This is a genomic window from Flavobacterium anhuiense (assembly GCF_900101855.1).
GTDB lineage: Bacteria > Bacteroidota > Bacteroidia > Flavobacteriales > Flavobacteriaceae > Flavobacterium > Flavobacterium anhuiense.
This window is the reverse complement of sequence record NZ_FMVC01000006.1, coordinates 295296-318863: the sequence shown is the minus strand read 5'-3', so window position 1 is coordinate 318863 and position 23568 is coordinate 295296. Positions and strand designations below refer to the sequence as shown.

Here is a 23568-nt window from a genome sequence, read left to right as displayed (position 1 = left end):
ATATACCACATTTGCATGAGAAACTATACTTTATTTGCCTTTCTATTTTTTTCACTTTCCAATTTTGCTCAAATAAGAGGAACAGTTACAGACGACAAGGGAAATCCGCTTCCTTTTGTATCCGTTTTTGAAGAAAACACCTATGCTGGAACAACTACAAATGAACAGGGAAAATATCAGCTGAACGTAAAAGAAATTGGCGGAAACATCATCACATTTCAATATTTAGGTTATAAAACCAAAAAAATAACTGTTCTGGCCGCAACAAGAATAGTCAATATAGATGTTAGCCTTCAGGAAGAAAGTTTTGCATTAAATGAAGTAATCATTGATCCTAAAAACAATCCTGCAAACGCTATTATAAAAAGCGCAATAGCTCATAAAAAAGAAAACTCAGATAAAACCGGACGTTATACAGCCGATTATTATTCAAAAGGAATGTTTAAGGTTAAAGATCTTCCTAAAAAAATTCTAGGCAAAAAAGTTGATTTGGGCGATGACATGGCTTCGAATCTCGATTCCACTGGAACAGGAATTTTGTATTTATCTGAGACGATTTCGAAGGTGACTTTTGAGAAACCAAACAAACTCAAGGAAAAGATTATTGCTTCTAAAATTTCAGGAAACAATCGCGGTTATAGCTATAATACGGCTGCTTTATCGACTTATGATTTTTACGGCAATACTTTAGATTTTGATGTAAAACTCATCTCTCCTATTGCCGACAATGCTTTCAATTATTACAAATATAAGCTTGAAAGCACTTTTTATGACGACAATAACCAGCAAATTAATAAAATCAAAGTTACTCCAAAACGAGATAAAGAACCTGTTTTTGAAGGCTACATCTATATTGTAGATGACAGTTTTGCGATTTATGCCATTGATCTTGATATCAAAGGGTATCGAATGAAAAACGAGTTTACAGAAACCATGACTTTAAAACAGAGTTTTAGCTACAATACCAAAAATAAAATTTGGTCTAAGAATGCACAGACGCTTTCTTTTAATGCGGGTATTTTTGGTGTGAAATTTTCTGGAAACTTCAATTATGTATATTCAAATTATGAATTTCCTGATTCTTTTGACAAGAAAACTTTCGGAAACGAAATTGTTGCTTTTGACCTTAATGCCAACAAAAAAGATGATGCTTTCTGGAATGAAATTCGCCCAATTCCGTTAACTATTGAAGAAAGCTCAGATTATGCCAAGAAAGACAGTCTGCAAACCATTAGAAAATCAAAAAAATATACCGATTCTATTGATGCCAAAAACAACAAATTTAAAGTTTGGGATATTTTAATGGGTTACGATTACAAAAACACTTTTAAAAAATATTCTTTCGAATATAAAGGCTTGCTGAACATTAGTTCTTTAAGTTTCAATACTGTTCAGGGTTTTAATTTGGATTCTGGCTTTTCTTTTAGAAAATGGGATGAAGAAAAAGGAACAAACACTTCTATAAGCACGACTTTCAATTATGGCTTTTCTGATGAACGTTTTCGTGCAATTGGCCAATTCAGCCATCGTTTCAATACTATAAATTATGCCACAATATGGGGTTCTGGAGGGGTAAAAACTACTCAGTTTAACAGTGCTGAACCTATTAGTAAGTTTGTCAATTCTATAAGTTCTTTGTTTTTTAAAGACAATTATATGAAGCTGTACAACTTGGAATTTGCTGAAATCAATTACGGACAAGATGTTGCAAATGGAATAAATCTTACGGGAAAAATAGGTTACGAACAGCGTAAACCTCTTTTCAATACGACTGATTATTCTTTCTTTAAAAAAGATGATATTTATTCTTCGAACAATCCTTTGGCGCCAAACGATTTTGCAACTCCAGCTTTTAACCAGCATCATTTGTTTAAAGCTCTTGTAACAACTAGAATTAACTTTGGAAATAAATACATATCAAGACCTGACGGAAGATATAATTTTAAAAACGATAAATATCCTACAGTTTATCTGGCTTTTGAAAAAGCATTCGCGGCAAGCGAAAAAAAATATGAATATGAACGAATCGGTGCTTCGGTACAATATGATTTGTCGCTTGGAAACAAAGGTCTTTTAGGAACCAATTTTAGAGCTGGTAAATTCTTTAATGCAGAGAATATTTCGTTTATCGATTATAGACATTTTAATGGAAACCAGACTCATATCGGAACAAGTGATCGCTATTTGAATGTCTTTAACATGATGCCATATTATGCGAACAGCACAAACGATAGTTATTTTGAAATGCACACTGAATATAATGACACTGGCTTCATCATGAATAAAATTCCGTTGTTAAATCTTTTAAAGTCAACAATGAATATTGGTTTTCATGCTTTGGCTATTCCCGACCGAAAACCATACTCTGAGTTTACTGTTGGTTTAGACAATCTAGGTTTTGGAAAATTCAAATTATTCCGAATCGATTATGTGCACTCTTATCAAGGTGGCATTCAGCAAAACGGCGTTGTCTTTGGCTTGAAGATTTTGAATATTTTAGATTAAGATGCAAAGCCACAAAGTGACAAAGGCACAAAGTTTTTTCTTAACTAAAATTAAAACCCCCATTATTCTTAAGGAAGAATAATGGGGGTTTTAATTTTAGCCTACTTCTCAGTTTGAGCAAAGTCAAGGATACATAAAGTACTTCAGCTCTGTTTCTTTGTCACTTTGCAACTTTGAACCTCTCAATGATAATCATCTGGTTCAACATGAATCAATACATGTCCTAATTCAGGATTTTTTTCTCTGAGTGTATCTTTCAGTTTATGTGCCAAATCGTGCCCTTCTTTAACCGAAATTTTTGCCGAAACAATAGCATGAAGATCAACATGGTATTTCATTCCAGCTTTACGGATAAAACATTTTTCAGTCCCTAAAATACCGGGAACTGTAAGTGCTACAACACGGATTTCTTCAACCAAATCTTCATTTAGATTCTCATCCATAATTTCGCCAAGCGCCGGTCTGAATATTTTATAACTATTATAAAGAATAAAAAACGCTGCAAAAAGTGCTGCCCAGTCATCTGCAGATTCGTAGCCTTTTCCCATAATTAAAGCAATCGAAATTCCGATAAAAGCCGCTACAGAAGTTATGGCATCGCTTCTATGGTGCCAGGCGTCGGCTGCTAAAGATGTGCTATTGGTTTGTCGGCTTCGTTTCATAACCAAACGGAAAGAGTATTCCTTCCAAATAATAATGGCGCCTAAAATATACAAAGTCCAAGATTTAGGTAAATCGTGCGAAGTGCCAATATTAGCAATACTTTCGTAACCAATAACAGTTGCCGAAGTAATTAAAAAACCCACAACCAAAAACGTAATCAGAGGTTCTGCACGACCATGCCCGTAAGGATGATTTTCATCGGCAGGCTTATTTGAATATTTTATTCCAAAAAGAACCAAAAAAGACGCAAATATATCAGTCGTTGATTCAATAGCGTCTGCAATTAGGGCATAAGAATTGCCAAAAAAACCTGCTAAGCCTTTTATAAGGGCCAAGCAGGTGTTTCCTATTATACTAAAAATAGTAGCTTTTATAGCTTTTTGTTCATTTGTCATTTAAAGACATTTATTTTTTTGCCACGAATTACACAAATTACACGAAGACTAACATTGTGTTTTATTTCACTAATTTTTAAAAATTAAATTCGTGTAATTGAATTTCAAAAATTAAAAATTAGTGCAATTTGTGTAATTCGTGGCTAACTTTTATTTAAGCTCTCACGATTTTTGCGCCGATTGCTCTTAAACGCTCATCGATACGCTCATATCCACGGTCGATTTGCTCGATATTTTGGATTGTGCTTGTTCCTTTTGCAGAAAGCGCCGCAATCAATAATGAGATTCCCGCACGAATATCTGGAGAGGACATGGTTGTTGCTTTCAATTGAGATTCGAAATTATGCCCCATAACCACAGCTCTGTGCGGATCACATAACATAATTTTTGCTCCCATATCGATTAATTTGTCAACGAAGAACAAACGGCTTTCGAACATTTTTTGGTGAATTAAAACATCTCCTTTTGCTTGAGTTACTACAACCAAAACAATACTTAACAAGTCAGGTGTAAATCCTGGCCATGGCGCATCGGCAATAGTTAAGATAGAACCGTCAATGTCTGTTTTTACTTCATACCCATTTGTGTGAGCAGGAATGTAAATATCATCATTACGTTTCTCAACTGTAATTCCAAGTTTTCTAAACGTATTCGGAATCAAACCTAAGTTTTCCCAGCTTACATTTTTGATTGTGATTTCGCTTTTTGTCATAGCTGCAAGACCAATCCAAGAACCGATTTCAATCATATCCGGAAGAATTCTGTGCTCACAACCTCCAAGGCTTTCAACACCTTCGATAGTCAATAAGTTAGATCCAACTCCAGTGATTTTAGCTCCCATAGAGTTAAGCATTTTGCACAATTGCTGTAAGTATGGCTCACAAGCAGCGTTGTAAACTGTAGTGGTTCCTTTTGCTAAAACAGCAGCCATTACAATGTTTGCAGTTCCAGTTACAGAAGCTTCGTCAAGAAGCATGTCTGTTCCTTTAAGACCTTCTTCAGGAGTTTCTACTCCGTAAAAGTGATCTTCTCTGTTATATCTGAATTTTGCTCCAAGGTTAATAAAACCTTCAAAATGTGTATCTAATCTACGGCGACCAATTTTATCTCCTCCTGGTTTTGGAATATATCCTTTTCCGAAACGAGCCAAAAGCGGACCAACAATCATAATAGAACCACGAAGCGCACCACCTTCTTTCTTGAAAGCTTCAGTTTCTAAGTATCCAACATTAACTTCATCAGCTTGAAAAGTAATTGAACCTGGTTCGTTACGTTGAATTTTCACCCCTAAATTCCCCAACAAAGTGATTAATTTATTGATGTCTATAATATCAGGAATGTTATTAATTTTTACTTTCTCTCCTGTTAGAAGCACGGCACATAAAATTTGTAATGCCTCATTCTTTGCTCCTTGCGGAGTGATTTCTCCTTTTAAAGGAGTTCCTCCTTCGATTTTAAAAATTCCCATAGATTTTTTTTAGGTTCTTTCAAAGTTTCTAAGATTCTAAGTAAAAAAATTCAGCAACTTAGTAGCTTAGCAACTTTTTTTATTTTTGTTTTTGTTTGTTTTTTTAAAGTGTCAAAGTAAAAAAACTTAGCAACTTAGAAGCTTAGCCCCTTTAGTCCCTTCTTTACTTCTGATTATTGTTTTTTTGAAAATTCTTTTTTTGACCGCCTTTGTTGTTTTTGTTATTCTGAATTTTTGGCTGTGTTCCAGAAGCTGTTTTATTAGACATGCGTTTATTGGTACGCATTAAATCTGTCGTGTTTAACAGCTCTTCTGTACTGTGCAATAAATTGATTTTACCACCAGATAATTCATATAAATGCTCAAAAATCACATCGTCTTTTACGGTGTCTTTGTTCCAGCTCAAGAAAGATTTTTTCATGTGATTGGCAATTACCATTACCAGCGCATTTTTCATCTCTCCTTCTTCCCATTTATTGGCAACTTCAATCATGTATTTGATATTATTGCCATAAAATCTGTATTTCGGAAAATTTTGCGGATATTGCAATATCTCTGGTTTTAGCTGCAAAACATCTCTTGACGGAATCGGATATGGAGACTCAACATTTAGTTTAAAATCAGACATGATAAAAAGCTGATCCCAAAGTTTGTGCTGAAAATCTGGCACATCACGTAAATGCGGATTCAGACTTCCCATAACCTGAATGATGTATTTTGCGGCTTTATTGCGCGTTTCATCATCTTCGATTGCAGTAGCCTGATCAATCAATTTTTGCAAATGACGTCCATATTCCGGAATAATTAAACGCTGTCTTTCAGAATTGTATTCCAAATTGTACACAACATCTTTTGCGGCTTCTCTTTTATATTTTTCGATCATAAGTTTATAATGAAACTATACCTTCTATTGTAGAAACTTCTTTGTATTTACTGATCACATCATCTGAGCTGTGCATAGTAACATCAACAGAAACACTGGTAAATTTACCTGTTTTAGATTTCGTTGTTTTAATAACAGCTCCCATTCTATCAAAAGCTTTTTCTACACGCTCAACATTATCTGCTACAGAAGGCACAATAAATTTGTACAAGTATTCTGCAGGCCAAGTATTTGCGTTATCAAGCTCAACTTTTAATCTTTCGTAAAATTCGGCTGTATTTTTTTCTTTATCGTTCTCCATTCGTAATTAAAAATAAACGCAAATATACGTTTTTGATTTCAGATTTCAGATTTTAGATTTTAGATTTTTTGAGTCTAAAAATGAGGGTGTTTTTTTGCCACAAATTACACTAATTAACACAAATTATTCATTCTTAAAATTCAATTTCACCAATTTTAGTTAACTTGGCAAATCAAAAAATAAAAATTAGCGAAAATTCGTGGCAAAAAAAACTTTGCGACTTCGCGACTTTGCGAGATTAAAACACATTACAATGAAAAAATTCCTTTTACTTTTTATCGCTCTTACCTTAAATTCGGTTCAAGCACAAGAAGTCAAAACTTTCACTTATTTCCAAAATGACACTTTAAAACTAGATTTAGATTTATATCTGCCAAAGAAAAAAGCTGGTGAGAAAATCCCTTTAATTATGTTTGCTTTTGGTGGAGGTTTTTCTGGTGGAGAGCGCACAAGCGAAAAAGATTTTGGTTTATTCATGGCACAAAATGGCTATGCCGTTGCGAGTATTTCGTACAGCCTATATATGAAAGGAAAAGATTTTGGATGCAAAGGAACTTTGACCGAAAAAATAAAAGCGATACAAATTGGCGTAAGCGACATGTGGCAAGCAACTGCTTTCATGATTGAGAATGCCGACAAATACAATCTTGATACTTCAAAAATTTTTATTTCCGGAATTAGTGCTGGAGCCGAAATTGGCTTCCATGCTTCATTTTGGGATTATAAATTGATGAATTTATACAAAAGCAATTTGCCTGAAAACTTCAAATACAAAGGTTTCATAGGCGGTTCTGGAGCTATTCAAGACATTAATTTAATTACGAAAGAAAAAGCGATTCCGATGTTATTGGCACATGGAAGTAATGACGACACCGTTCCATACGCTGCGGGTTCACACCGTTCTTGTCCAACAAATGCATCGGGCTGGCTGATTCTTTTTGGTTCTTATGCCGTTTACAATCAAATGAATGATTTACATCAAGATGTCGAACTGATTACTTTCTGCGGAGGTGGCCATGAATTCTCTGGCTATCTTTTCCACCAAGGACAGCAATATGTTCTGGATTTTGTAAATGATGTTTTGAATGGCAAAAAGTTCCAATCGCATTTGACTGTTCCTTCTAAAAATGGGAAAAGTTCAGGAAAGTATTCATTTTGTGAATAGTTTATTTGGTTAAAGCCGAGATTTAAAAAATCATATAACCTCGTTGGTTAAAACCAACGGCAATTCAAATAAAAACTGCTCCAGCGGAGCAAAATATTTATAGCAAAATAAATTTCCCGCATATCAAAAGCTCCAGCGGAGCGACATATAAATTATCCAAATTGTGTCGCTCCGCTGGAGCTTTTGATTTATAATGTATAATCTTTCTATAAATATCGTCACGCTGGGACTTTCTTCTTTTAAAACAATCCCAAAAACAAAACCATTCCTCTCCTTTTTAACCCTGATGGAAGTGGAAATCCTTTTGCTTTTTTCTTTAAAAAGCAAAAGATTGGAGCGGACAGCAGGAACCCATGATGACTAAAAATGCCAAATCTTTCGTTTCTAATAAATATTCTTTTTAATTATAAATAAGTTTAGGTAAATTTGCGCTTTATTTTTAGAATAGTGCAAAAAGAAATTATAGTCTTGCTTGGCGGACCTGGTACTGGAAAATCAACACTTATTAACGAATTGGTAGCTCGTGGCTTTTGCTGCTATCCAGAAATCTCTAGACAGGTTACCATGAAAGCGCAACAAGAAGGCATTGAACAGTTGTTTTTAGAACAGCCGCTTTTGTTTAGCGAAATGTTATTGGAAGGTCGTATTGAACAATATAAAAACGCTCTTGAAGAACCTGATAATGTGGTTTTTATTGACCGCGGAATTCCAGATGTTGTAGCTTATATGGATTACATTGGCGATGAATATCCAGCAAGTTTCGTTAAGGCATGCGAAGACTATAAATATTCTAAAACTTTTATTTTACCGCCTTGGGAAGAAATTTACCAAAGTGATTCTGAGCGTTATGAAAATTTTGATCAGGCAGTAAAAATTCAAGAGCATCTTGTTGATACCTATAAAAAATATGGTTACGAACTGATTGAGGTTCCTAAAGATACAGTTGAAAACAGAATTCTTTATATCTTAGACAAAATTTAGCGGCATGGTTTAAAGTTGCAAAACTAGAAACTGTTTTCTAAATTTTTAACTTTAAAACAAACGCAATGCTCGGAGCGCAGGATATTCTTCTAAAATACTGGAAACACGACAGTTTTAGACCGTTGCAAAAAGAAATTATCGATTCTGTTCTTGAAGGACAGGATACTTTTGCGGTACTTCCGACAGGCGGAGGAAAATCGATTTGTTTTCAGGTCCCCGCGATGATGCAAGAAGGAATCTGTCTTGTTATTTCTCCTTTGATTGCTTTAATGAAAGACCAGGTGATGAATCTGCAGAAAAGAGATATTAAAGCAATTGCTCTTACTGGCGGAATTCATACCGAAGAATTAATTGATCTTTTGGATAATTGCCAATACGGAAACTATAAATTTCTCTATTTATCACCAGAACGTCTACAATCAGATTGGATTCTGGAGCGCATTAAAAATCTACCTATCAATTTAATTGCTGTTGATGAAGCACATTGTGTTTCGCAATGGGGCCACAATTTTAGGCCTGCCTATCTTAAAATTTCGGAACTGAAAAAATACTTTCCTAAAATTCCGTTTTTGGCCTTGACTGCTACGGCAACCCCGAGAGTTATTGAAGATATTAGAACCCAATTAGAATTAAAAAATCCGAATCATTTTCAGCAGTCGTTTGAGCGAAAAAATATCGCTTACATGGTTTTTGAAGTTGAAGACAAATTATACCGTACCGAACAGATTCTTAAAAAAAATCCACAACCTTCTATTATATATGTTCGAAATCGCAAAGCTTGTTTGAACATGTCTTCGCAATTGCAGTCACTTGGTTTTACAGCAACGTATTATCATGGCGGACTTTCGGCAAAAGAAAAAGACAAAAACATGCAGTTGTGGATGTCCGAGCAGGCACAGGTTATCGTAGCCACAAATGCTTTCGGAATGGGAATCGACAAAGACAATGTAAAAACAGTTATTCATACACAGCTTCCAGAAAACTTAGAGAATTATTATCAGGAATCTGGACGCGCAGGTCGAAATGGCGCTAAAGCTTTTTCGATTTTGCTTTATAACAATTCGGATTCTATCCAGACAGAACAGCAGTTTTTGAGCATTCTTCCAGACAAAAAGTTTCTCAAAACCATGTACAACAAACTCTGCAATTACTTTCAGATTGCTTATGGCGAAGGTTTAGATGAATCTTTTTCGTTTAAACTGAATCATTTCTGCAACAAATATGAATTCCCTACTCTTAAAACATACAATGCATTACAGTTTTTAAATCAGCAGGGAATTATTACAATGTCTCAGGAATTCTCAGAAAAAATCAGCATTCAGTTTTTGATTGAATCTAAAGAAGTGATTCGATACATGAGCCTAAACCCAAGTGATGAAGAGATCATTTTGGCAATTTTAAGAACTTATCCTGGAGTTTATGAAGTAAAATCTAATTTGAATCTGGGATTAATTGCTAAAAAATCAAATCGATCTGAGGAACAAGTTATTGCTCTTTTAGAAAAATTAAAAGAAAAGGAAATCATCGAATATAAGTCTAAAAATAACGATGCTACTATTTTATTTAATGAAGTCCGAGAAGACGATCTTACTATAAATAGGGTTTCTAAATATTTAGAAAAACAAAACGAAGTTAAAAAAGAACAGCTTTTATCAGTCCTTCACTATATAAAAGACAACAAAACTTGCAAAAACAGATTGGTTTTGGATTATTTCGGCGAAGAAACAACTGAAAACTGTGGCATTTGTTCGTACTGCATTACACAAAAGGGGAAAATTACAGAAGCTGACTCGATTGCAGATAAGATTTTGTCTTTGCTTAGAACAGCTTCTCTGACTTCGAGAGAAATTGAAAACCAGATTAAAATGGATACAAAAGATATTTTATCGGTTCTTCAGGAATTGCTCGAAAACAATCATATCACTATACAAGCGAATAATAAATACACTTTAAAATCATAATGGAGAAATTGAGAATTATATTTATGGGAACGCCAGAATTTGCCGTTGGCATTTTGGACACCATTATTAAAAATAACTATGAAGTTGTGGGCGTAATTACGGCTGCAGATAAACCAGCAGGGCGCGGACAAAAAATAAAATATTCGGCTGTAAAAGAATATGCGCTTGCTAACAACCTTACTTTATTACAGCCAACCAACTTAAAAGACGAAAATTTCTTAACAGAATTAAAAGCTTTAAATGCCAATTTACAAATCGTAGTTGCTTTTAGAATGCTTCCGAAAGTGGTTTGGGAAATGCCAAGTTTAGGGACTTTTAATCTTCATGCTTCTTTATTACCTAATTATCGCGGTGCGGCTCCAATTAACTGGGCCATTATCAACGGAGAAACTAAAACGGGAGTTACCACTTTCTTTATTGACGATAAAATTGATACTGGCGCTATGATTTTAAATTCTGAAATTAATATTGAGCCAGAAGAAACTGCAGGACAATTACACGATCGTTTGATGCATTTAGGAAGCACAACTGTCATTGACACTTTGAAAGTTATTGAAAACGGAAATGTTGTAACAACCATTCAAGAAGATAACGACGACATCAAAACAGCTTATAAATTAAATAAAGAAAACTGTAAAATAGATTGGACAAAATCTGGAGCAGAAATCAATAATTTAATTCGCGGTTTAAGTCCGTATCCTGCTTCTTGGTGCTTCTTGAAAGACCAAAATGAAGAATTAAACATTAAAATTTATGAAGGTAAACTAATCTCAGAATCACATTCTTATGAGATTGGAAAGTTAATTAGCAGTAAAAAAGAAATCAAGATTGCAATAAAAGATGGGTTTATTCAGTTATTAAGTCTACAATTTCCAGGAAAAAAGAGAATGCTCGCTTCAGAATTATTAAATGGAGTGAGTTTTTCGGATGCTGCAAAAGTGTATTAAGGTCAGTAAAACAGGGGTTTGTACCTGTTTTTTATCGATAAACAACACTCTTTATGAACAAAAAAAGCAAGTTATCAACAATTTTTGCTAAAAATAAAGAAAACACTTGCACGCAACGGATTTCCTACTAAATTTGTGTATTAACAATTTTTTTTAACCAACAATTAATAACTAATTATTATGAACAAATCAGAATTAATCGATGCTATCGCTGCTGATGCAGGAATCACAAAAGCTGCGGCGAAATTAGCTTTAGAGTCTTTTTTAGGTAATGTAGGAACTACTTTGAAAAAAGGAGGAAGAGTTTCATTAGTAGGTTTTGGATCATGGTCAGTTTCTTCAAGAGCTGCTAGAGATGGTAGAAACCCTCAAACAGGAAAAACTATCAAAATCGCAGCTAAAAACGTTGTAAAATTCAAAGCAGGAGCTGAATTAGAAGGTGCAGTGAACTAAGTAAGAAAGTTCTCTAAACTTATAATATAATTAAAACCTTCCATCTGGAAGGTTTTTTTATGCGGTTTAACGATTTTTTTTGTGATTTTAATTTTTTTATGATTAAATTTAATAAAAATTGTAACCGTATGATTTCAGAAAAATTAAAAAAAGGACACCTGCTTATTGCCGAGCCTTCAATAATTGGAGATTTATCTTTTAACAGATCGGTAATTTTATTAGCAGACCATAACAAAGAAGGATCAATAGGTTTTATAATTAACAAGCCATTAAAATATACTATTAATGACTTGATTCCCGAGATTGATGCTAACTTTAAGATATATAACGGAGGCCCTGTAGAACAAGACAACCTTTATTTTATTCACAATATTCCTGAGTTAATCCCAAATAGTGTTGAGATTTCAAATGGAATTTATTGGGGAGGAGATTTTGAGTCCACCAAAGACCTAATAAACAACGGATCGATAAGTAAAAACAATATTCGTTTTTTCTTAGGCTACACCGGTTGGGAAGAAAATCAGCTTGAAAATGAGATGCAAGGAAACTCTTGGATTATTGCTGATAATAATTATAAAAATAAAATTATCGGAAAATCTACTACTCACTTTTGGAAAGAGCAGATTATCGAGCTTGGCGGCGATTATCTTATTTGGTCTAATGCACCCGAAAATCCATATCTGAATTAATTTTCAGAAATGGATTCATTTAGTCGCTGCACTAATAAATGAGCCAGATTTGCTGTAAACTCCTTTTTTCGATATTTAGTTATCGGCTGTATCCCCGTGATTACATTCGTCAGAAATAATTCATCTGCTTTTTGAAGATCAAAAGGTGAAATTACTTCTTCTAAAACCTCTATGCCTTCTATTTTTTTAGCTAGAGCTAAAATCTGTTTACGCATAATACCGTTTAATGCACCTTCTGAAATTGGAGGTGTAATAAGCTTTTTACCCGTTACCATAAAAATATTTCCTTGAAGTGCCTCTACAACATTTTTGCTGTCATTCAGCAAAATGCAATTGGCAAGGTCATTTTCATTCGCGTAAATACTTCCCGTAATGTTAATCATTTTATTAGTCGTTTTAAGAGACGACAATAATTGTTTTGTCACATAGAAGTCCTTATACAAATCTACTTCGTATTCGCTTGTATTTATAGTGTAAGCCTTATTCCCAAGAGAAATGGCGTTGATTAAGAATGAAATATCATTGCTTTTTGGAAGATATAAACCGCCATCATTTCTAAAAACAGTAATTCTGGCACGTGCCGAAGCTGCAATTCCTTGTTCGTTTACCAAATTAAGAATCTGTTCTTCAAAATATTCCATTGTAAAATCCATCGGAATCATCATTCTAACCACACGCATAGAAGCCATTAGCCTAAAATAATGATCCTCAAGAAACAAGATTTTTCCATTGACAATTTTTACCGTTTCAAATATTCCGTCACCATACAAAAAGGCACGGTTTAGAGTTAGTATATTATCTTCTTGCCCAATGTTTCCGTTAAAATTAATCATAAAAAACCCTGAATTTTGTTCAGGGCAAATATAAGGTATAAAATAGACTTTTACTAAACAGATCCTATAAGATGTTTTAGATCTGAGATTTGATTCTCCCACAATTGTTTAGCTTCGCCTAATTCTTCTTTTTCAGCAAAATCTACTACCATAAGCGATACATCTTTAGTTAATTCATCAACTAAAATATGGAGTTCGAAAAAATACTCAGTATCCTTACTGCTGTCATCAACCCATTTGAATTTTACTTTTTCGCCAGATTTTTTTGAAGCTAGACGCGCTCTCTCTTGCGAATCATTCCAGATAAAAGTAAAAAATTCACCTCTCGAATTAACATTGTCAGCAAACCATTCTTGTAAACCTGACGGCGTTGATATATATTGATACAATAGTTGTGGCGAAGAATTGATCGGAAACTCTATTTCGTAACGTATTTTTGACTCCATGTGCTACTTTAATTTTTTTCGAAATATAAGAATATATGTCCAAAAACAATGCATTTTTAAAAATATTTTTTTTTCTTCATTTTATGCTTGTATGCTTTAATATTATTTCTATCTTTGCACCCGCAATCAGGAATTCATGATAGCAGTCCAGGCGAGGTAGCTCAGTTGGTTAGAGCGCAGGATTCATAACCCTGAGGTCACGGGTTCAACTCCCGTCCTCGCTACAAAAAGGTAAAACCCTTAAACAGAAATGTTTAAGGGTTTTTTATTTAAATTAACCCTTCTTTAAGTACAGATTTTATTAAATTAGTATCTTGCAACAAGTAATTTACACAGAACATGGACATAGTAAAATTTAAAATCACATCTAAAACAATCAAAGTAGAAGTACGCAATTCAAATAATTATGTTTTTAATTTCAATTCTGCTTTAGATATTAAAAAAGAAGACAAAGATGTTTTATTAAAGCTTTACAATGCACTAGACCTTCTTTTTAAGAAAGAACAGGTTATTGAAAACAAAAATTACATTTCGCCAAATCAGACCAATATCTTAGATCAGATCTCAGCTGCAGATTTGGAAAAAGAAAATCAACAATAGAACTTTACAGTCTTTAAATTAAATGTCCTTGAATAAAATGTTCAAGGATTTTCTTTTTTTAAGACGGGCGTAATAAAACAGTATTTAATGTATTATGAAAAATAAAGAACAAGTAGAAATCGTAACTTATAATCCTAAATATCAAAAAAGCTTTAAGGATTTAAACATCGAATGGATCTCAAATTATTTTGTAGTTGAACCAAATGATGTGAAAGCGTTAGATCACGCCGAGGAATATATAATAAACAAAGGCGGAGAAATTTTTTCTGCCATTTTAAACGATGAGGTTTTAGGTGTTTGCGCTTTAATTAAAAGTGACGGGAAAGAGTATGATTACGAATTGGCAAAAATGGCTGTAAGTCCAAAAGCGCAAGGAAAAGGTGTCGGATTATTACTGGCTCAATCGGCAATTAAATGGGCTACAGACAAAGGAGCTTCTAAAATTTATCTAGAAAGCAACACTAAACTAAAACCTGCCATTAAACTGTATGAGAAATTAGGTTTTAAAGAAATAACAGGCATCTCTTCTTCTTATGACAGAGTAGACATTCAAATGATACTAAACATTAATTTTTAGATTAATAGAATCAAAAAACAAAAAAAATAGAACCCTTGACATTTCTGTTAAGGGTTTTTATTTGAAATAAATTGTAACATTTAATCTACAAAAGCGTCAAATCTTGGATTAAATTACGGTTCTTTGTAACTTATTACATTCCTGATTTAGATTACTCAATTTCTGAATACAATAATATTGAAGCCAAAGAGTTTAGAACTAGGAAGCTAGTCGCGATATTTTCGTTATGGACAATAAAAAATTTATTTTAAGTTTAAAAAAAGGTAATGAAGCAGCTTTTAAAGAAGTTTACTTCAGCTATTACGATAAACTTATAAATATTGCCAAACGATTCAATTCTTCTGTATTTACTCCTGAAGACTTTGTTCAGGAAACTTTCATAAGATTATATAATAAAAGAGAACTGCTTAACGAAGATGTGTTGTTTGACAAACAAATATTTGTTATCTGCAAAAACATTATCATCAATCATGTGAACAGAGAAAACAAAGTAGTACAGCTTGATCCTTCTCAAGTTGAGATGCTCGATGAAGAAACTGACTCTGGAATTTTTGAAGAACGACAAGAAAAACTTCAAAATTTCATTAATCAGCTTCCAGAACAGCAACAAAAAATATTCACTTTACACAAACTGGAAAACCTTAGCTATAAGGAGATTGCAGAAATAACGGATCTTTCTGAAAAGACCATTGCCAATCATATCTATCTCGCCAGTAAATTTATTCGAAAAAAAATCGAAAACCATTAGGAACTTTTTAGTTCTCGTTTGTTATACTAAAAAACAAGAACTAAAAATGCATATCGAAGCGTATAAAACTAATGTAAAATCAAAAAAGGATGCAAGTTTACTTGTAGCTCATTTACAGTTTATCATTTCTGACTGTATCATAAATTTTGATCGCCACGGACGCGAAAACATCCTTAAAATTAAAACCAACCGTGATATTAAAGAAATGGTTTACGGTGTTTTTAATAAACAGGGATTTCATTGTCAAATTATTTAATTTCTAGAAAAAATGGATAAGGAGAAATTTGACGAGGAGTTTAAAAAGTTATGGGAAGAGTCTCCCCTATCTCATTCCGACAGCGAGAAAGAAGCTTCATGGGAACAATTTCATGCTAAAACATTTTCTGAGAAAAAAAGAAAATTTAAGCCTTGGCATCTTTATGCAGCAGCTTCGGTTTTACTTTTTGCGCTTATTGGAACTGGAATTTATTTTAACCAAAATTCTGCTGTTGAAAATATAGTTCTTGCTGAAAATGTAATTGAAAACACAACCTCAGCCATAAAATATGTAGTCTTGCCAGACAGTTCAAAAGTTGAATTGGGTCCGAATTCTAAAATTTCTTTTGGGAACAATTTTGCTTTAAACAGAAAAATTGAAATTGACGGCGAAGCTTATTTTAATGTAAAAAAAGACAAACAGCATCCTTTTCAAGTTTTTTGCGACGAAACCACAACTACTGTTTTAGGAACTTCTTTTACAGTTAAAGAATCTGAAAACAAACAAGTAACCGTTGAGCTTTTTGAAGGAAGTGTTCAAATGAATGTAAAAGGCCAAAACCAAAAATGGATTTTGAAACCGGGAGAAAAATTTACATACGGAAACCAAACTGCTTCAGTATCAGAGTTCAGCCGTTTTATAGATTTTGATAACGAAAAATTGTCTGTTATCAGTCATTATATTGAAGAAAACTATGGTTATAAAGTCAATATTCCGAAAGAGAATCTCGATCAGAAAATCACTATCCGAATCAATAAAAGAGAAGATTTAAAAACAATTGTACAATTACTATCCGAAATGTATAACCTAAACTTTGAAATAAATGAAGATTTAAAACAGATTACTTTTCAATAAAAAACAAGAAAGGATGTAAGCCGCGAAACTACACATCCTCCTAATTTTTCAGGATAACACGAGGTTATTCCATTTAATAATATTCAAAAATACAAAATTTCATGAAGCATATAATTTCAGCGTGCTTTTTTTTATTCAGTTTATGTATGTCTGCCCAAAGCGTTACCGTAACTGTAGATCAAAATGTAACTTTAAAAGAATTCTTCAAACAGATTGAAAGTCAAACCGATTTTAAATTTGCTTTTACAGATCAGATAGATACCAATAAAAAGTATTTTACTCAAAAAAACACGTATAAGAATATCGAAATGAGCAAGCTTATTACGGAATTGAACCAAACTTCGATTGTACAATTTTCTATAGTTGGAAGCAATATTTTTGTTAAGCAGAAATCTCAGACTCCGAAACCAGCCAAAAAAAAAAGCAAGCTGACCGGCCACATTTATGATGACGAAAGACAGCCTGTTATTGGCGCCAATATTTTTATTAAAGAACTGGAAACTGGCGTTGTAACAGACGCTAATGGAAAATACAGCATTGATGTCCCAAACGGAACCTACACTGTACAGGTAAGCTATGTTGGATTTAAAAATGAAGAAAAACGTGTTTCTGTTTCAGACGACACCAAAGTGAACTTCAATATAGATTCAGACAGCCAGCAGTTGGGAGAAGTTATTGTAATGAACAATAAAGCAGTTGATATTAAAACCACTCAAATGAGTGTGAATAAGCTTTCAATGCAGGAAATCAAAAAAATTCCTGTTGCAATGGGCGAACCAGATCCGTTAAAATCAATTTTGACTTTGCCTGGAGTTACCAATGCGGGAGAAGCTTCTTCGGGGTTTAATGTCCGCGGTGGTGCTGCCGATCAGAATCTGATTCTTTTGGATGGTGCTCCGGTTTACGCCGATTCACACATGTTTGGGTTCTTTTCTATTTTTAATGCCGACATTGTTAACGGTTTAGATTTGTATAAAGGAGGAATCCCGTCAAAATTTGGAGGACGTGTTTCTTCTGTTTTAGATGTTACGCAACAAACGGGAGACTTTGAAGAATATAAAGTAAATGGAGGAATCGGAATCATTTCGAGCCGTCTTTTAGTTCAAGGTCCGTTGCAAAAAGAAAAAGGTTCGTTCATCCTTTCCGGACGAGCTTCGTACGCGCATTTGTTCATGAAACTGGCAGATAATAACAACTCTGCCATGTTTTATGATTTGAATGCTAAATTAAATTATCGTTTTAATGCCAAGAATTCATTGTCTTTTTCTGGTTACTTCGGAAATGATATATTTGATATTAATGATCGTTTTGCCAGCACTTACGGAAGCACAATGGGTATTTTGAGCTGGAAACATAAATTTTCTGACCGCGTAAACAGCAATTTATCTACTTTCTACAGTGATTATAGATTTAATCTGGAAATCCCGATTGAAAGTTTTAAATGGGATAGCAATATTGCGAGTTATGGATTGAAATACAACTGGAATTTCCAGCAGTCTGAAAAGTTCAAAATCAATTACGGAATTGATGGTTTGTATTACAATTTCAACCCAGGAGTTGTAAAACCGACTTCTCCAGATTCGCAGTTTAATTATATGCAGCTGGACAAAAAATATGCTTTAGAAGCTTCTGCTTTTGTTGATTTTGAAAATCAGATTACAGAGAAACTGAATTTCCGTTATGGACTGCGCTACAGCATGTTTTATCGTTTAGGAGACGAAATTATTAGTACTTACGAAAATGGTCAAGCGGTGGTATACAATCCGTTATACAAAATTTATGAAGAAGGAACGCCCAACGGAAGCATTTCGTACGGAAAAGGAAAAACCATCAGCAAGTTTAATAATTTTGAACCTCGAGCTGCCTTGTCTTATGCCTTTAACGACGAAACTTCTATAAAAGCGAGTTACAACAGAATGGCGCAGTACATTCATATTTTATCAAACACTCAATCTCCTCTGCCAATGAGCATCTGGACACCAAGCGGACCTTTTACAAAACCTCAGCTTTTGGATCAGTATGCTATGGGGTATTTCAGAAATTTCAGAGATGGAGATTACTCTTTAGAAACCGAATTATTTTATAAAAATGTTCAAAATCGTATTGACTATATTGACGGCGCTGATGTTTTGGCTAACAACAATATTGAGCAGGTTATTTTAAACGGAAAAGCCAGATCTTACGGAATGGAATTGTTATTCAGAAAAAACACTGGCGTTTTTACTGGATGGATTTCGTATACTTTATCTAGAGCCGAACAAAAAACTCCTGGAAGAACTCCCGAAGAACCTGGAATTGCCAACGGCGACTGGTATTTATCTGGTTATGACAAACTGCATAATCTAAGCATTGTAGGAAGTTATGAACTGAATCCGAAATGGTCTTTTAATGGTAATTTTACTTTACAATCTGGTCAGCCGGTAACGTACGCAAATGGCTATTATGAAATGGGAGGTATTCATGTGCCAAATTATTCTTTGCGAAACGAAAACCGTTTGCCACTTTTCCACCACTTAGATGTGGCGGCAACGTACACGCCAAAACCAGACAAAAAGAAAGGTTGGCAAAGCTATTGGGTATTTAGCCTTTACAACATTTACAACAGAAAAAATGCGGCTTCAATGAGCTTTACAACCAATGAAGATACAGGTGCAAATGAAACCAGAAGACTTTCTATTTTCGGAATTGTTCCTGGGGTTTCTTATAATTTTAAATTTTAATGCTATGAATAAATTGAAAAAATATACGATAATGAATAGAGCACTGGCATTAATAAGTCTTCTTTTTGTTTTTTCTTTTGCGTCATGCGAAGATGTGGTCAATCTGGATCTGGAAACTGGCGAAACCAAGTTGGTTATCGATGCCGAAATTATCTGGAAAAAAGGAACTGACGGAAAGGAACAAACCATAAAAATTAGTAAAACTGCTCCTTATTACAGCGGTACAACTCCAAAAGTTTCAGGCGCGCAAGTACGAGTTGAAAACAGTAACGGAGATGTTTTTACCTTTAATGAAACCGAAGCAGGAGTTTATAAATGCACCAATTTTCTCCCTGTAGTTGACATGGAATACAAGTTATTTATTACTGCCGAGGGACAAAGTTATACTGCGGTTGAAAAACTGAGTTCTGCCACTCCAATCAATAAAATTGAACAAAAAATAGTTCCTGATTTTGGTGGAGAAGATGTTATTGAATTGACATTCTACTACAATGACCCAGCAGATCAAGTTAATTTTTACGTAACCGATTACCAAAGTGAATTCTTGATTTATCCGGAATACGAAATTACCAATGATGAATTTTTCAATGGAAACGAAATCAGCACCAGATATTCTCATGAAGACATGAAATCTGGAAACACTGTCAAAATAACGCACAGAGGCGTTTCTAAAAATTTCTACAACTACTGGAAATTAATCTTGGAAGCTTCAAGCGCAAATCCTTTTCTTGTTCCTCCAGGAAACATTCGAGGAAACATTGTAAACACTTCTGATGCCAATAATTTTGCTTTTGGCTATTTCAGACTTTGCGAAGCCGATCAGGTTGATTATTTGGTGAAATAGAAAATCAATTTTATAAAAGACAAAAGCCTTAAACATTTCGTTTAAGGCTTTTGTCTTTTCCAATCTTCTTTATTTATTTGATACACAAAATTCAATTTTGGCTTTTCTCCGAAGTAAGCCACTTCTTCTTCAGCGACTTTTTTGGCTCCTACTCTAGAAATTGCAATTTGCGATCTGATATTTTCTGAACCAATATGAAACTTCGCTTTCGAAACATATTGAAAAAGATAATCCAACATGGTCTTTTTTACGCTTTGATTAATGCCTTTTCCCCAACACGAAACCGCATAAAAAGTATAACCGATAAAAACACTATCGTCTTCTTCGTTAAAATCGTAAAATCTGGTACTTCCGATAACTTCTCCTGTTTCTTTACTTATAATTTTAAAAGCGCCTTTGCTTTTCATGGCTCCTTCAAAAAAGTTTTCGAAAACTTCTTTTTTCCATCGGTCTTTATTTGGATGCTGTTCCCAAATTTTAGGATCGGAAGCTACTTTGTACAATGCTTCAAAATCGTTTTCTTCTAAAGGAGACAAAATACAAAGATCATTTTCTAAAATGGGCTGTAAATTAAAATTCATATTTTTTGCTATTATAATACTAATTCTTCAAAAACAGATTCTTGCAAAAGTGTTGCATACAAAGATTCTATATTTTTTTTAGGTCCGTGTATCTGCCATTCTAAAACTACATGATCCAAATTACGGCGCTGCGTAATCAGTTTTGATTTTACGTCATTAGCAGAAAAAAGTTCTTTGCATTTTTCGAGACCATTGTCTGAACGTTTAAAAGTTATCCGAAGCGTTTTATGTTCGTTGATGAGGTCAATTTTATCCTGAAGAAATGTAAGCACTGTAAGAATAGAAAGAATCATTAAGGCCGCGCAAGCCGATGCAAAATAATATCCTGCTCCTACTCCCATGCTTACAGCTGCAACCGACCAAATTGTTGCTGCTGTTGTAATACCGGTAACATGGCTATCGGATCTAAAAATAACTCCTGCACAAAGAAATCCTAAACCGGTTACAATATTAGAAGCTATTCTATCTGGATTTCCTGCTCCACCAATCCATTCGGACATAAAAGTGAAGAAACAAGCTCCGACTGAAATCATTATTGTGGTGCGAAGACCTGCCGCTTTTCCGCTATATTCTCTTTCGGCACCAATTAAAGCTCCCCAAAATGCTGCTAAAAGCAATCTTATGACAATTTCTAGTTCCATTAAATGTCTTCTGTTTTTTCAAATAAAATTAAGGAAAAAACAGAAAAAAACCTCCAAAATCAAAATGACTTTGGAGGTTTTCTACTTGCTTTACTTACTTATATTCTTCTTCTTTTTGCTTGTACCAATCTTTCATCACATAAAAAGCTTTCTTTTTAATTCCTTGATCTGAAATTAATCCTTTACGGTTGAAGAAATCCTGAATATTTGGCAACTGCCTTCTTGGAGATCTGAAGTCAACCAAAATCCAAGGAGAAACTCCTGCCAAGCCTTCAATCCTATTGAACATTTGTGTGTTTTGAATGTATAATTCTTCTTGATATTCTTCGTTCCAGCGTTCTTTTTTATCTCCATGACGACCTTGTAAGGCTTCGCCTCCGAATTCGCTGATAATAACCGGTTTGTTGTAGGGAATTACCCATTGCATGTCTTTGCAAGATTCGTTTGTTCCTCTGTACCAGCCTAAATATTGATTGAAACTTACAATGTCTACAAACTCGTTCATATTATCATGAAGTGTATTTATATTGTTTGGACTTTTAGTCACTTCCATTGCCATACTGATTAAACGAGAATTGTCCTGCGTACGCGCATATTTTGCCAGTTTGCTTAAGAAAATATCTCTATCATCTCCGTGTGGTGTTTCGTTGGCGATTGACCAAATTACAATTCCACAACGGTTTTTATCACGATAAATCATATCGTGCAATTGATGTTCTGCATTGGCATAAGTATCTGGATTTGTCCATGAAATTGTCCAATAAACCGGAACCTCAGACCAAATCATTAACCCCATTTTTTCAGCTTGTTTTACCATGTTTTCATTGTGCGGATAGTGCGCCAGACGAACATAATTACAGCCTAATTCTTTTGCCCAATTCAACAACGTTATGGCATCGTCTTCAGACCAAGCTCTTCCAGATCTAAAAGGCGCTTCTTCGTGAATACTGATGCCGCGTAAAAAGACTTTTTTCCCGTTTAACAGAATTTCTTTTCCTTTAGTTTCAATAGTTCTAAAACCAATTTGATCCGCAATATTTTCATCGGCCTTAGAAATGGTTACCTCATATAATTTTGGCTTTTCTGGCGTCCATAAAACTGGATTGGCTTTTATTTCAAAATATGCCATTCCTTTTGCATCTGTAGTAATGTTCTTTTTGATTTTCAATTCAGGAATAGAAACCGAAACAGATTGGTTTGCTGTTTCACTATTCAATTTTATCCAACCAGAAATTTTTCCTTTTTCTTTTTTATCCAATTGAACCAAATAATCTTCGATATACGTATTCGGAACTTGAGCCAAAGTGACGTCTCTTGTGATTCCGCCATAATTCCACCAATCCATGTTTACCGTTGGCACATTGTCTTTGTGGCGCTTATTATCGACTTTTACTACTACAAAATTATTTCCGTCAACTAATAAATCGGTTACATCAAAATTGAAAAGCGTATAACCACCAACGTGCGTTCCCGCCAGTTTTCCGTTTACGTAGACTTTTGCGTCATAATTGACTGCTCCGAAATGAAGAATTCCTTTTGTTTTTACATCTTTTTTATAATTAAAGTCTTTCTGAAACCAAACCGTTCCTTCATAAAAAAACAACCTTTGATCTTTCGAATTCCAATCAGACGGAATATCCATTACTGCTGAGGTTGCGAAATTATATTCGGTTAAGTCTGTGGTATTCCATTTTTTATTTTCGAAAAATCCGTTGTTTTTAAAAGGCATTAAGCGGTAATCATAATAACCATTTTCTAGCGGATCTACGATATAACTCCATTTTCCGTTTAAAGTAATATTGTTTCGGGCCGCAATATTGGAAACTAACGGAATTTCCTGTGCAATGGCTTTTCCCATAAGGAGAAAACTACAGCACAGCATTACAATTTTTTTCATAGTTTTTATTTTTAATTATATGGATCTAATTAATTTAAACACATAGAAACATAGTTCTCTTTGAGCATAAAAGACGTTTTACTTTCATAATGCACATCACTATATTTTATCTGCTGATCTGTTAAATCTGCGGGCTGATATTTCTCTCGCAGATTTGGC

Annotated in this window: 23 protein-coding genes and 1 tRNA gene; 15 read left to right on the top strand and 9 right to left on the bottom strand. The window is 34.1% G+C overall.

What is annotated here, in order from left to right; genetic code table 11:
- Positions 1-15: 15 nt before the first annotated feature.
- Entirely contained in the window at positions 16-2505 is a 2490-nt protein-coding gene (locus tag BLP44_RS17405) for a DUF5686 and carboxypeptidase regulatory-like domain-containing protein (protein ID WP_091134777.1), read from the top strand.
- 182 nt (positions 2506-2687) lie between these two features.
- Here BLP44_RS17405 and BLP44_RS17400 read toward each other — a convergent pair whose 3' ends face one another.
- From BLP44_RS17400 to BLP44_RS17385, 4 genes are all read right to left on the bottom strand, one after another.
- Positions 2688-3563, bottom strand: coding sequence for a cation diffusion facilitator family transporter (locus BLP44_RS17400; protein WP_091134775.1), 876 nt, complete (start codon positions 3561-3563; stop codon positions 2688-2690).
- A gap of 154 nt (positions 3564-3717) precedes the next feature.
- Positions 3718-5031 (bottom strand): UDP-N-acetylglucosamine 1-carboxyvinyltransferase, encoded by a 1314-nt coding sequence (murA, locus tag BLP44_RS17395; protein WP_091134773.1) that lies wholly within the window; start codon positions 5029-5031, stop codon positions 3718-3720.
- 163 nt (positions 5032-5194) lie between these two features.
- Complete coding sequence (locus BLP44_RS17390; RefSeq protein WP_066033684.1) at positions 5195-5914, bottom strand: DUF4290 domain-containing protein; 720 nt, start codon at positions 5912-5914, stop codon at positions 5195-5197.
- A gap of 4 nt (positions 5915-5918) precedes the next feature.
- Positions 5919-6215, bottom strand: coding sequence for a DUF493 family protein (locus tag BLP44_RS17385; protein WP_066033683.1), 297 nt, complete (start codon positions 6213-6215; stop codon positions 5919-5921).
- 253 nt (positions 6216-6468) lie between these two features.
- Between BLP44_RS17385 and BLP44_RS17380 the strand changes: the two genes are divergently transcribed.
- The 6 genes from BLP44_RS17380 to BLP44_RS17355 all read left to right on the top strand — a co-directional run bounded on the left by BLP44_RS17380 (position 6469) and on the right by BLP44_RS17355 (position 12411).
- Positions 6469-7380 carry an alpha/beta hydrolase family protein gene (locus tag BLP44_RS17380; RefSeq protein ID WP_091134771.1) on the top strand — a complete coding sequence of 304 codons (912 nt, stop codon included), beginning with the start codon at positions 6469-6471 and terminating at the stop codon, positions 7378-7380.
- A 447-nt stretch (positions 7381-7827) separates the two neighbouring features.
- Entirely contained in the window at positions 7828-8361 is a 534-nt protein-coding gene (locus BLP44_RS17375) for an AAA family ATPase (protein WP_008464763.1), read from the top strand.
- Between the two features lie 65 nt (positions 8362-8426).
- Positions 8427-10322 carry a RecQ family ATP-dependent DNA helicase gene (locus BLP44_RS17370; RefSeq protein WP_091134769.1) on the top strand — a complete coding sequence of 632 codons (1896 nt, stop codon included), beginning with the start codon at positions 8427-8429 and terminating at the stop codon, positions 10320-10322.
- Positions 10322-11269: a methionyl-tRNA formyltransferase gene (fmt, locus tag BLP44_RS17365; RefSeq protein ID WP_091134766.1), complete on the top strand. Its 948-nt coding sequence runs from the start codon at positions 10322-10324 to the stop codon at positions 11267-11269. Before BLP44_RS17370 ends, fmt begins: the two co-directional genes overlap by 1 nt.
- A 180-nt stretch (positions 11270-11449) precedes the next feature.
- Positions 11450-11722: an HU family DNA-binding protein gene (locus BLP44_RS17360; protein WP_008464760.1), complete on the top strand. Its 273-nt coding sequence runs from the start codon at positions 11450-11452 to the stop codon at positions 11720-11722.
- 128 nt (positions 11723-11850) lie between these two features.
- Entirely contained in the window at positions 11851-12411 is a 561-nt protein-coding gene (locus tag BLP44_RS17355) for a YqgE/AlgH family protein (RefSeq protein WP_008464759.1), read from the top strand.
- Here BLP44_RS17355 and BLP44_RS17350 read toward each other — a convergent pair.
- Both BLP44_RS17350 and BLP44_RS17345 read right to left on the bottom strand, forming a co-directional pair.
- Positions 12408-13244 carry an aminotransferase class IV gene (locus BLP44_RS17350; RefSeq protein ID WP_008464758.1) on the bottom strand — a complete coding sequence of 279 codons (837 nt, stop codon included), beginning with the start codon at positions 13242-13244 and terminating at the stop codon, positions 12408-12410. The two genes, BLP44_RS17355 and BLP44_RS17350, sit on opposite strands and share 4 nt — an antisense overlap.
- A gap of 53 nt (positions 13245-13297) precedes the next feature.
- The gene (locus tag BLP44_RS17345; RefSeq protein WP_008464757.1) at positions 13298-13690 is read right to left on the bottom strand and encodes an START-like domain-containing protein; all 393 of its coding nucleotides are present in this window, start codon (positions 13688-13690) and stop codon (positions 13298-13300) included.
- A 150-nt stretch (positions 13691-13840) separates the two neighbouring features.
- Between BLP44_RS17345 and BLP44_RS17340 the strand changes: the two genes are divergently transcribed.
- From BLP44_RS17340 to BLP44_RS17305, 8 genes are all read left to right on the top strand, one after another.
- Positions 13841-13914 (top strand) — tRNA-Met (locus tag BLP44_RS17340).
- A 115-nt stretch (positions 13915-14029) separates the two neighbouring features.
- A complete protein-coding gene (locus BLP44_RS17335; protein ID WP_008464756.1) occupies positions 14030-14290 on the top strand; it encodes a hypothetical protein in 261 nt (86 codons plus the stop codon).
- A gap of 94 nt (positions 14291-14384) precedes the next feature.
- Complete coding sequence (locus BLP44_RS17330; protein WP_091134761.1) at positions 14385-14867, top strand: GNAT family N-acetyltransferase; 483 nt, start codon at positions 14385-14387, stop codon at positions 14865-14867.
- Between the two features lie 226 nt (positions 14868-15093).
- Complete coding sequence (locus BLP44_RS17325; protein WP_091134759.1) at positions 15094-15615, top strand: RNA polymerase sigma factor; 522 nt, start codon at positions 15094-15096, stop codon at positions 15613-15615.
- Positions 15616-15661: 46 nt separating this feature from the next.
- Positions 15662-15871, top strand: coding sequence for a hypothetical protein (locus tag BLP44_RS17320; protein ID WP_091134757.1), 210 nt, complete (start codon positions 15662-15664; stop codon positions 15869-15871).
- Positions 15872-15883: 12 nt separating this feature from the next.
- The gene (locus tag BLP44_RS17315) at positions 15884-16726 is read left to right on the top strand and encodes a FecR family protein (protein WP_091134755.1); all 843 of its coding nucleotides are present in this window, start codon (positions 15884-15886) and stop codon (positions 16724-16726) included.
- A gap of 101 nt (positions 16727-16827) precedes the next feature.
- On the top strand, positions 16828-19446 hold the full coding sequence (locus BLP44_RS17310; protein ID WP_091134754.1) for a TonB-dependent receptor: 2619 nt from the start codon (positions 16828-16830) through the stop codon (positions 19444-19446).
- A 4-nt stretch (positions 19447-19450) separates the two neighbouring features.
- Complete coding sequence (locus BLP44_RS17305) at positions 19451-20290, top strand: DUF4249 domain-containing protein (RefSeq protein ID WP_066035148.1); 840 nt, start codon at positions 19451-19453, stop codon at positions 20288-20290.
- A gap of 41 nt (positions 20291-20331) precedes the next feature.
- Here BLP44_RS17305 and BLP44_RS17300 read toward each other — a convergent pair whose 3' ends face one another.
- The 3 genes from BLP44_RS17300 to BLP44_RS17290 all read right to left on the bottom strand — a co-directional run bounded on the left by BLP44_RS17300 (position 20332) and on the right by BLP44_RS17290 (position 23409).
- A complete protein-coding gene (locus BLP44_RS17300; RefSeq protein WP_091134752.1) occupies positions 20332-20871 on the bottom strand; it encodes a GNAT family N-acetyltransferase in 540 nt (179 codons plus the stop codon).
- An 11-nt stretch (positions 20872-20882) separates the two neighbouring features.
- Positions 20883-21512, bottom strand: a complete 630-nt coding sequence (locus tag BLP44_RS17295; protein WP_091134751.1) for an MgtC/SapB family protein — start codon at positions 21510-21512, stop codon at positions 20883-20885.
- Positions 21513-21606: 94 nt separating this feature from the next.
- On the bottom strand, positions 21607-23409 hold the full coding sequence (locus BLP44_RS17290; protein WP_091134750.1) for a glycoside hydrolase family 2 protein: 1803 nt from the start codon (positions 23407-23409) through the stop codon (positions 21607-21609).
- Between the last annotated feature and the right edge of the window lie 159 nt (positions 23410-23568).

Excerpts from the sequence above, each read along its gene's own strand:
- BLP44_RS17405 (WP_091134777.1), top strand. The coding sequence starts at position 16 with ATGAGAAACTATACTTTATTTGCCTTTCTATTTTTTTCACTTTCCAAT.
- BLP44_RS17400 (WP_091134775.1), bottom strand. The coding sequence starts at position 3,563 with ATGACAAATGAACAAAAAGCTATAAAAGCTACTATTTTTAGTATAATA.
- murA (WP_091134773.1), bottom strand. The coding sequence starts at position 5,031 with ATGGGAATTTTTAAAATCGAAGGAGGAACTCCTTTAAAAGGAGAAATC.
- BLP44_RS17390 (WP_066033684.1), bottom strand. The coding sequence starts at position 5,914 with ATGATCGAAAAATATAAAAGAGAAGCCGCAAAAGATGTTGTGTACAAT.
- BLP44_RS17385 (WP_066033683.1), bottom strand. The coding sequence starts at position 6,215 with ATGGAGAACGATAAAGAAAAAAATACAGCCGAATTTTACGAAAGATTA.
- BLP44_RS17380 (WP_091134771.1), top strand. The coding sequence starts at position 6,469 with ATGAAAAAATTCCTTTTACTTTTTATCGCTCTTACCTTAAATTCGGTT.
- BLP44_RS17370 (WP_091134769.1), top strand. The coding sequence starts at position 8,427 with ATGCTCGGAGCGCAGGATATTCTTCTAAAATACTGGAAACACGACAGT.
- fmt (WP_091134766.1), top strand. The coding sequence starts at position 10,322 with ATGGAGAAATTGAGAATTATATTTATGGGAACGCCAGAATTTGCCGTT.
- BLP44_RS17360 (WP_008464760.1), top strand. The coding sequence starts at position 11,450 with ATGAACAAATCAGAATTAATCGATGCTATCGCTGCTGATGCAGGAATC.
- BLP44_RS17355 (WP_008464759.1), top strand. The coding sequence starts at position 11,851 with ATGATTTCAGAAAAATTAAAAAAAGGACACCTGCTTATTGCCGAGCCT.
- BLP44_RS17350 (WP_008464758.1), bottom strand. The coding sequence starts at position 13,244 with ATGATTAATTTTAACGGAAACATTGGGCAAGAAGATAATATACTAACT.
- BLP44_RS17345 (WP_008464757.1), bottom strand. The coding sequence starts at position 13,690 with ATGGAGTCAAAAATACGTTACGAAATAGAGTTTCCGATCAATTCTTCG.
- BLP44_RS17335 (WP_008464756.1), top strand. The coding sequence starts at position 14,030 with ATGGACATAGTAAAATTTAAAATCACATCTAAAACAATCAAAGTAGAA.
- BLP44_RS17330 (WP_091134761.1), top strand. The coding sequence starts at position 14,385 with ATGAAAAATAAAGAACAAGTAGAAATCGTAACTTATAATCCTAAATAT.
- BLP44_RS17325 (WP_091134759.1), top strand. The coding sequence starts at position 15,094 with ATGGACAATAAAAAATTTATTTTAAGTTTAAAAAAAGGTAATGAAGCA.
- BLP44_RS17320 (WP_091134757.1), top strand. The coding sequence starts at position 15,662 with ATGCATATCGAAGCGTATAAAACTAATGTAAAATCAAAAAAGGATGCA.
- BLP44_RS17315 (WP_091134755.1), top strand. The coding sequence starts at position 15,884 with ATGGATAAGGAGAAATTTGACGAGGAGTTTAAAAAGTTATGGGAAGAG.
- BLP44_RS17310 (WP_091134754.1), top strand. The coding sequence starts at position 16,828 with ATGAAGCATATAATTTCAGCGTGCTTTTTTTTATTCAGTTTATGTATG.
- BLP44_RS17305 (WP_066035148.1), top strand. The coding sequence starts at position 19,451 with ATGAATAAATTGAAAAAATATACGATAATGAATAGAGCACTGGCATTA.
- BLP44_RS17300 (WP_091134752.1), bottom strand. The coding sequence starts at position 20,871 with ATGAATTTTAATTTACAGCCCATTTTAGAAAATGATCTTTGTATTTTG.
- BLP44_RS17295 (WP_091134751.1), bottom strand. The coding sequence starts at position 21,512 with ATGGAACTAGAAATTGTCATAAGATTGCTTTTAGCAGCATTTTGGGGA.
- BLP44_RS17290 (WP_091134750.1), bottom strand. The coding sequence starts at position 23,409 with ATGAAAAAAATTGTAATGCTGTGCTGTAGTTTTCTCCTTATGGGAAAA.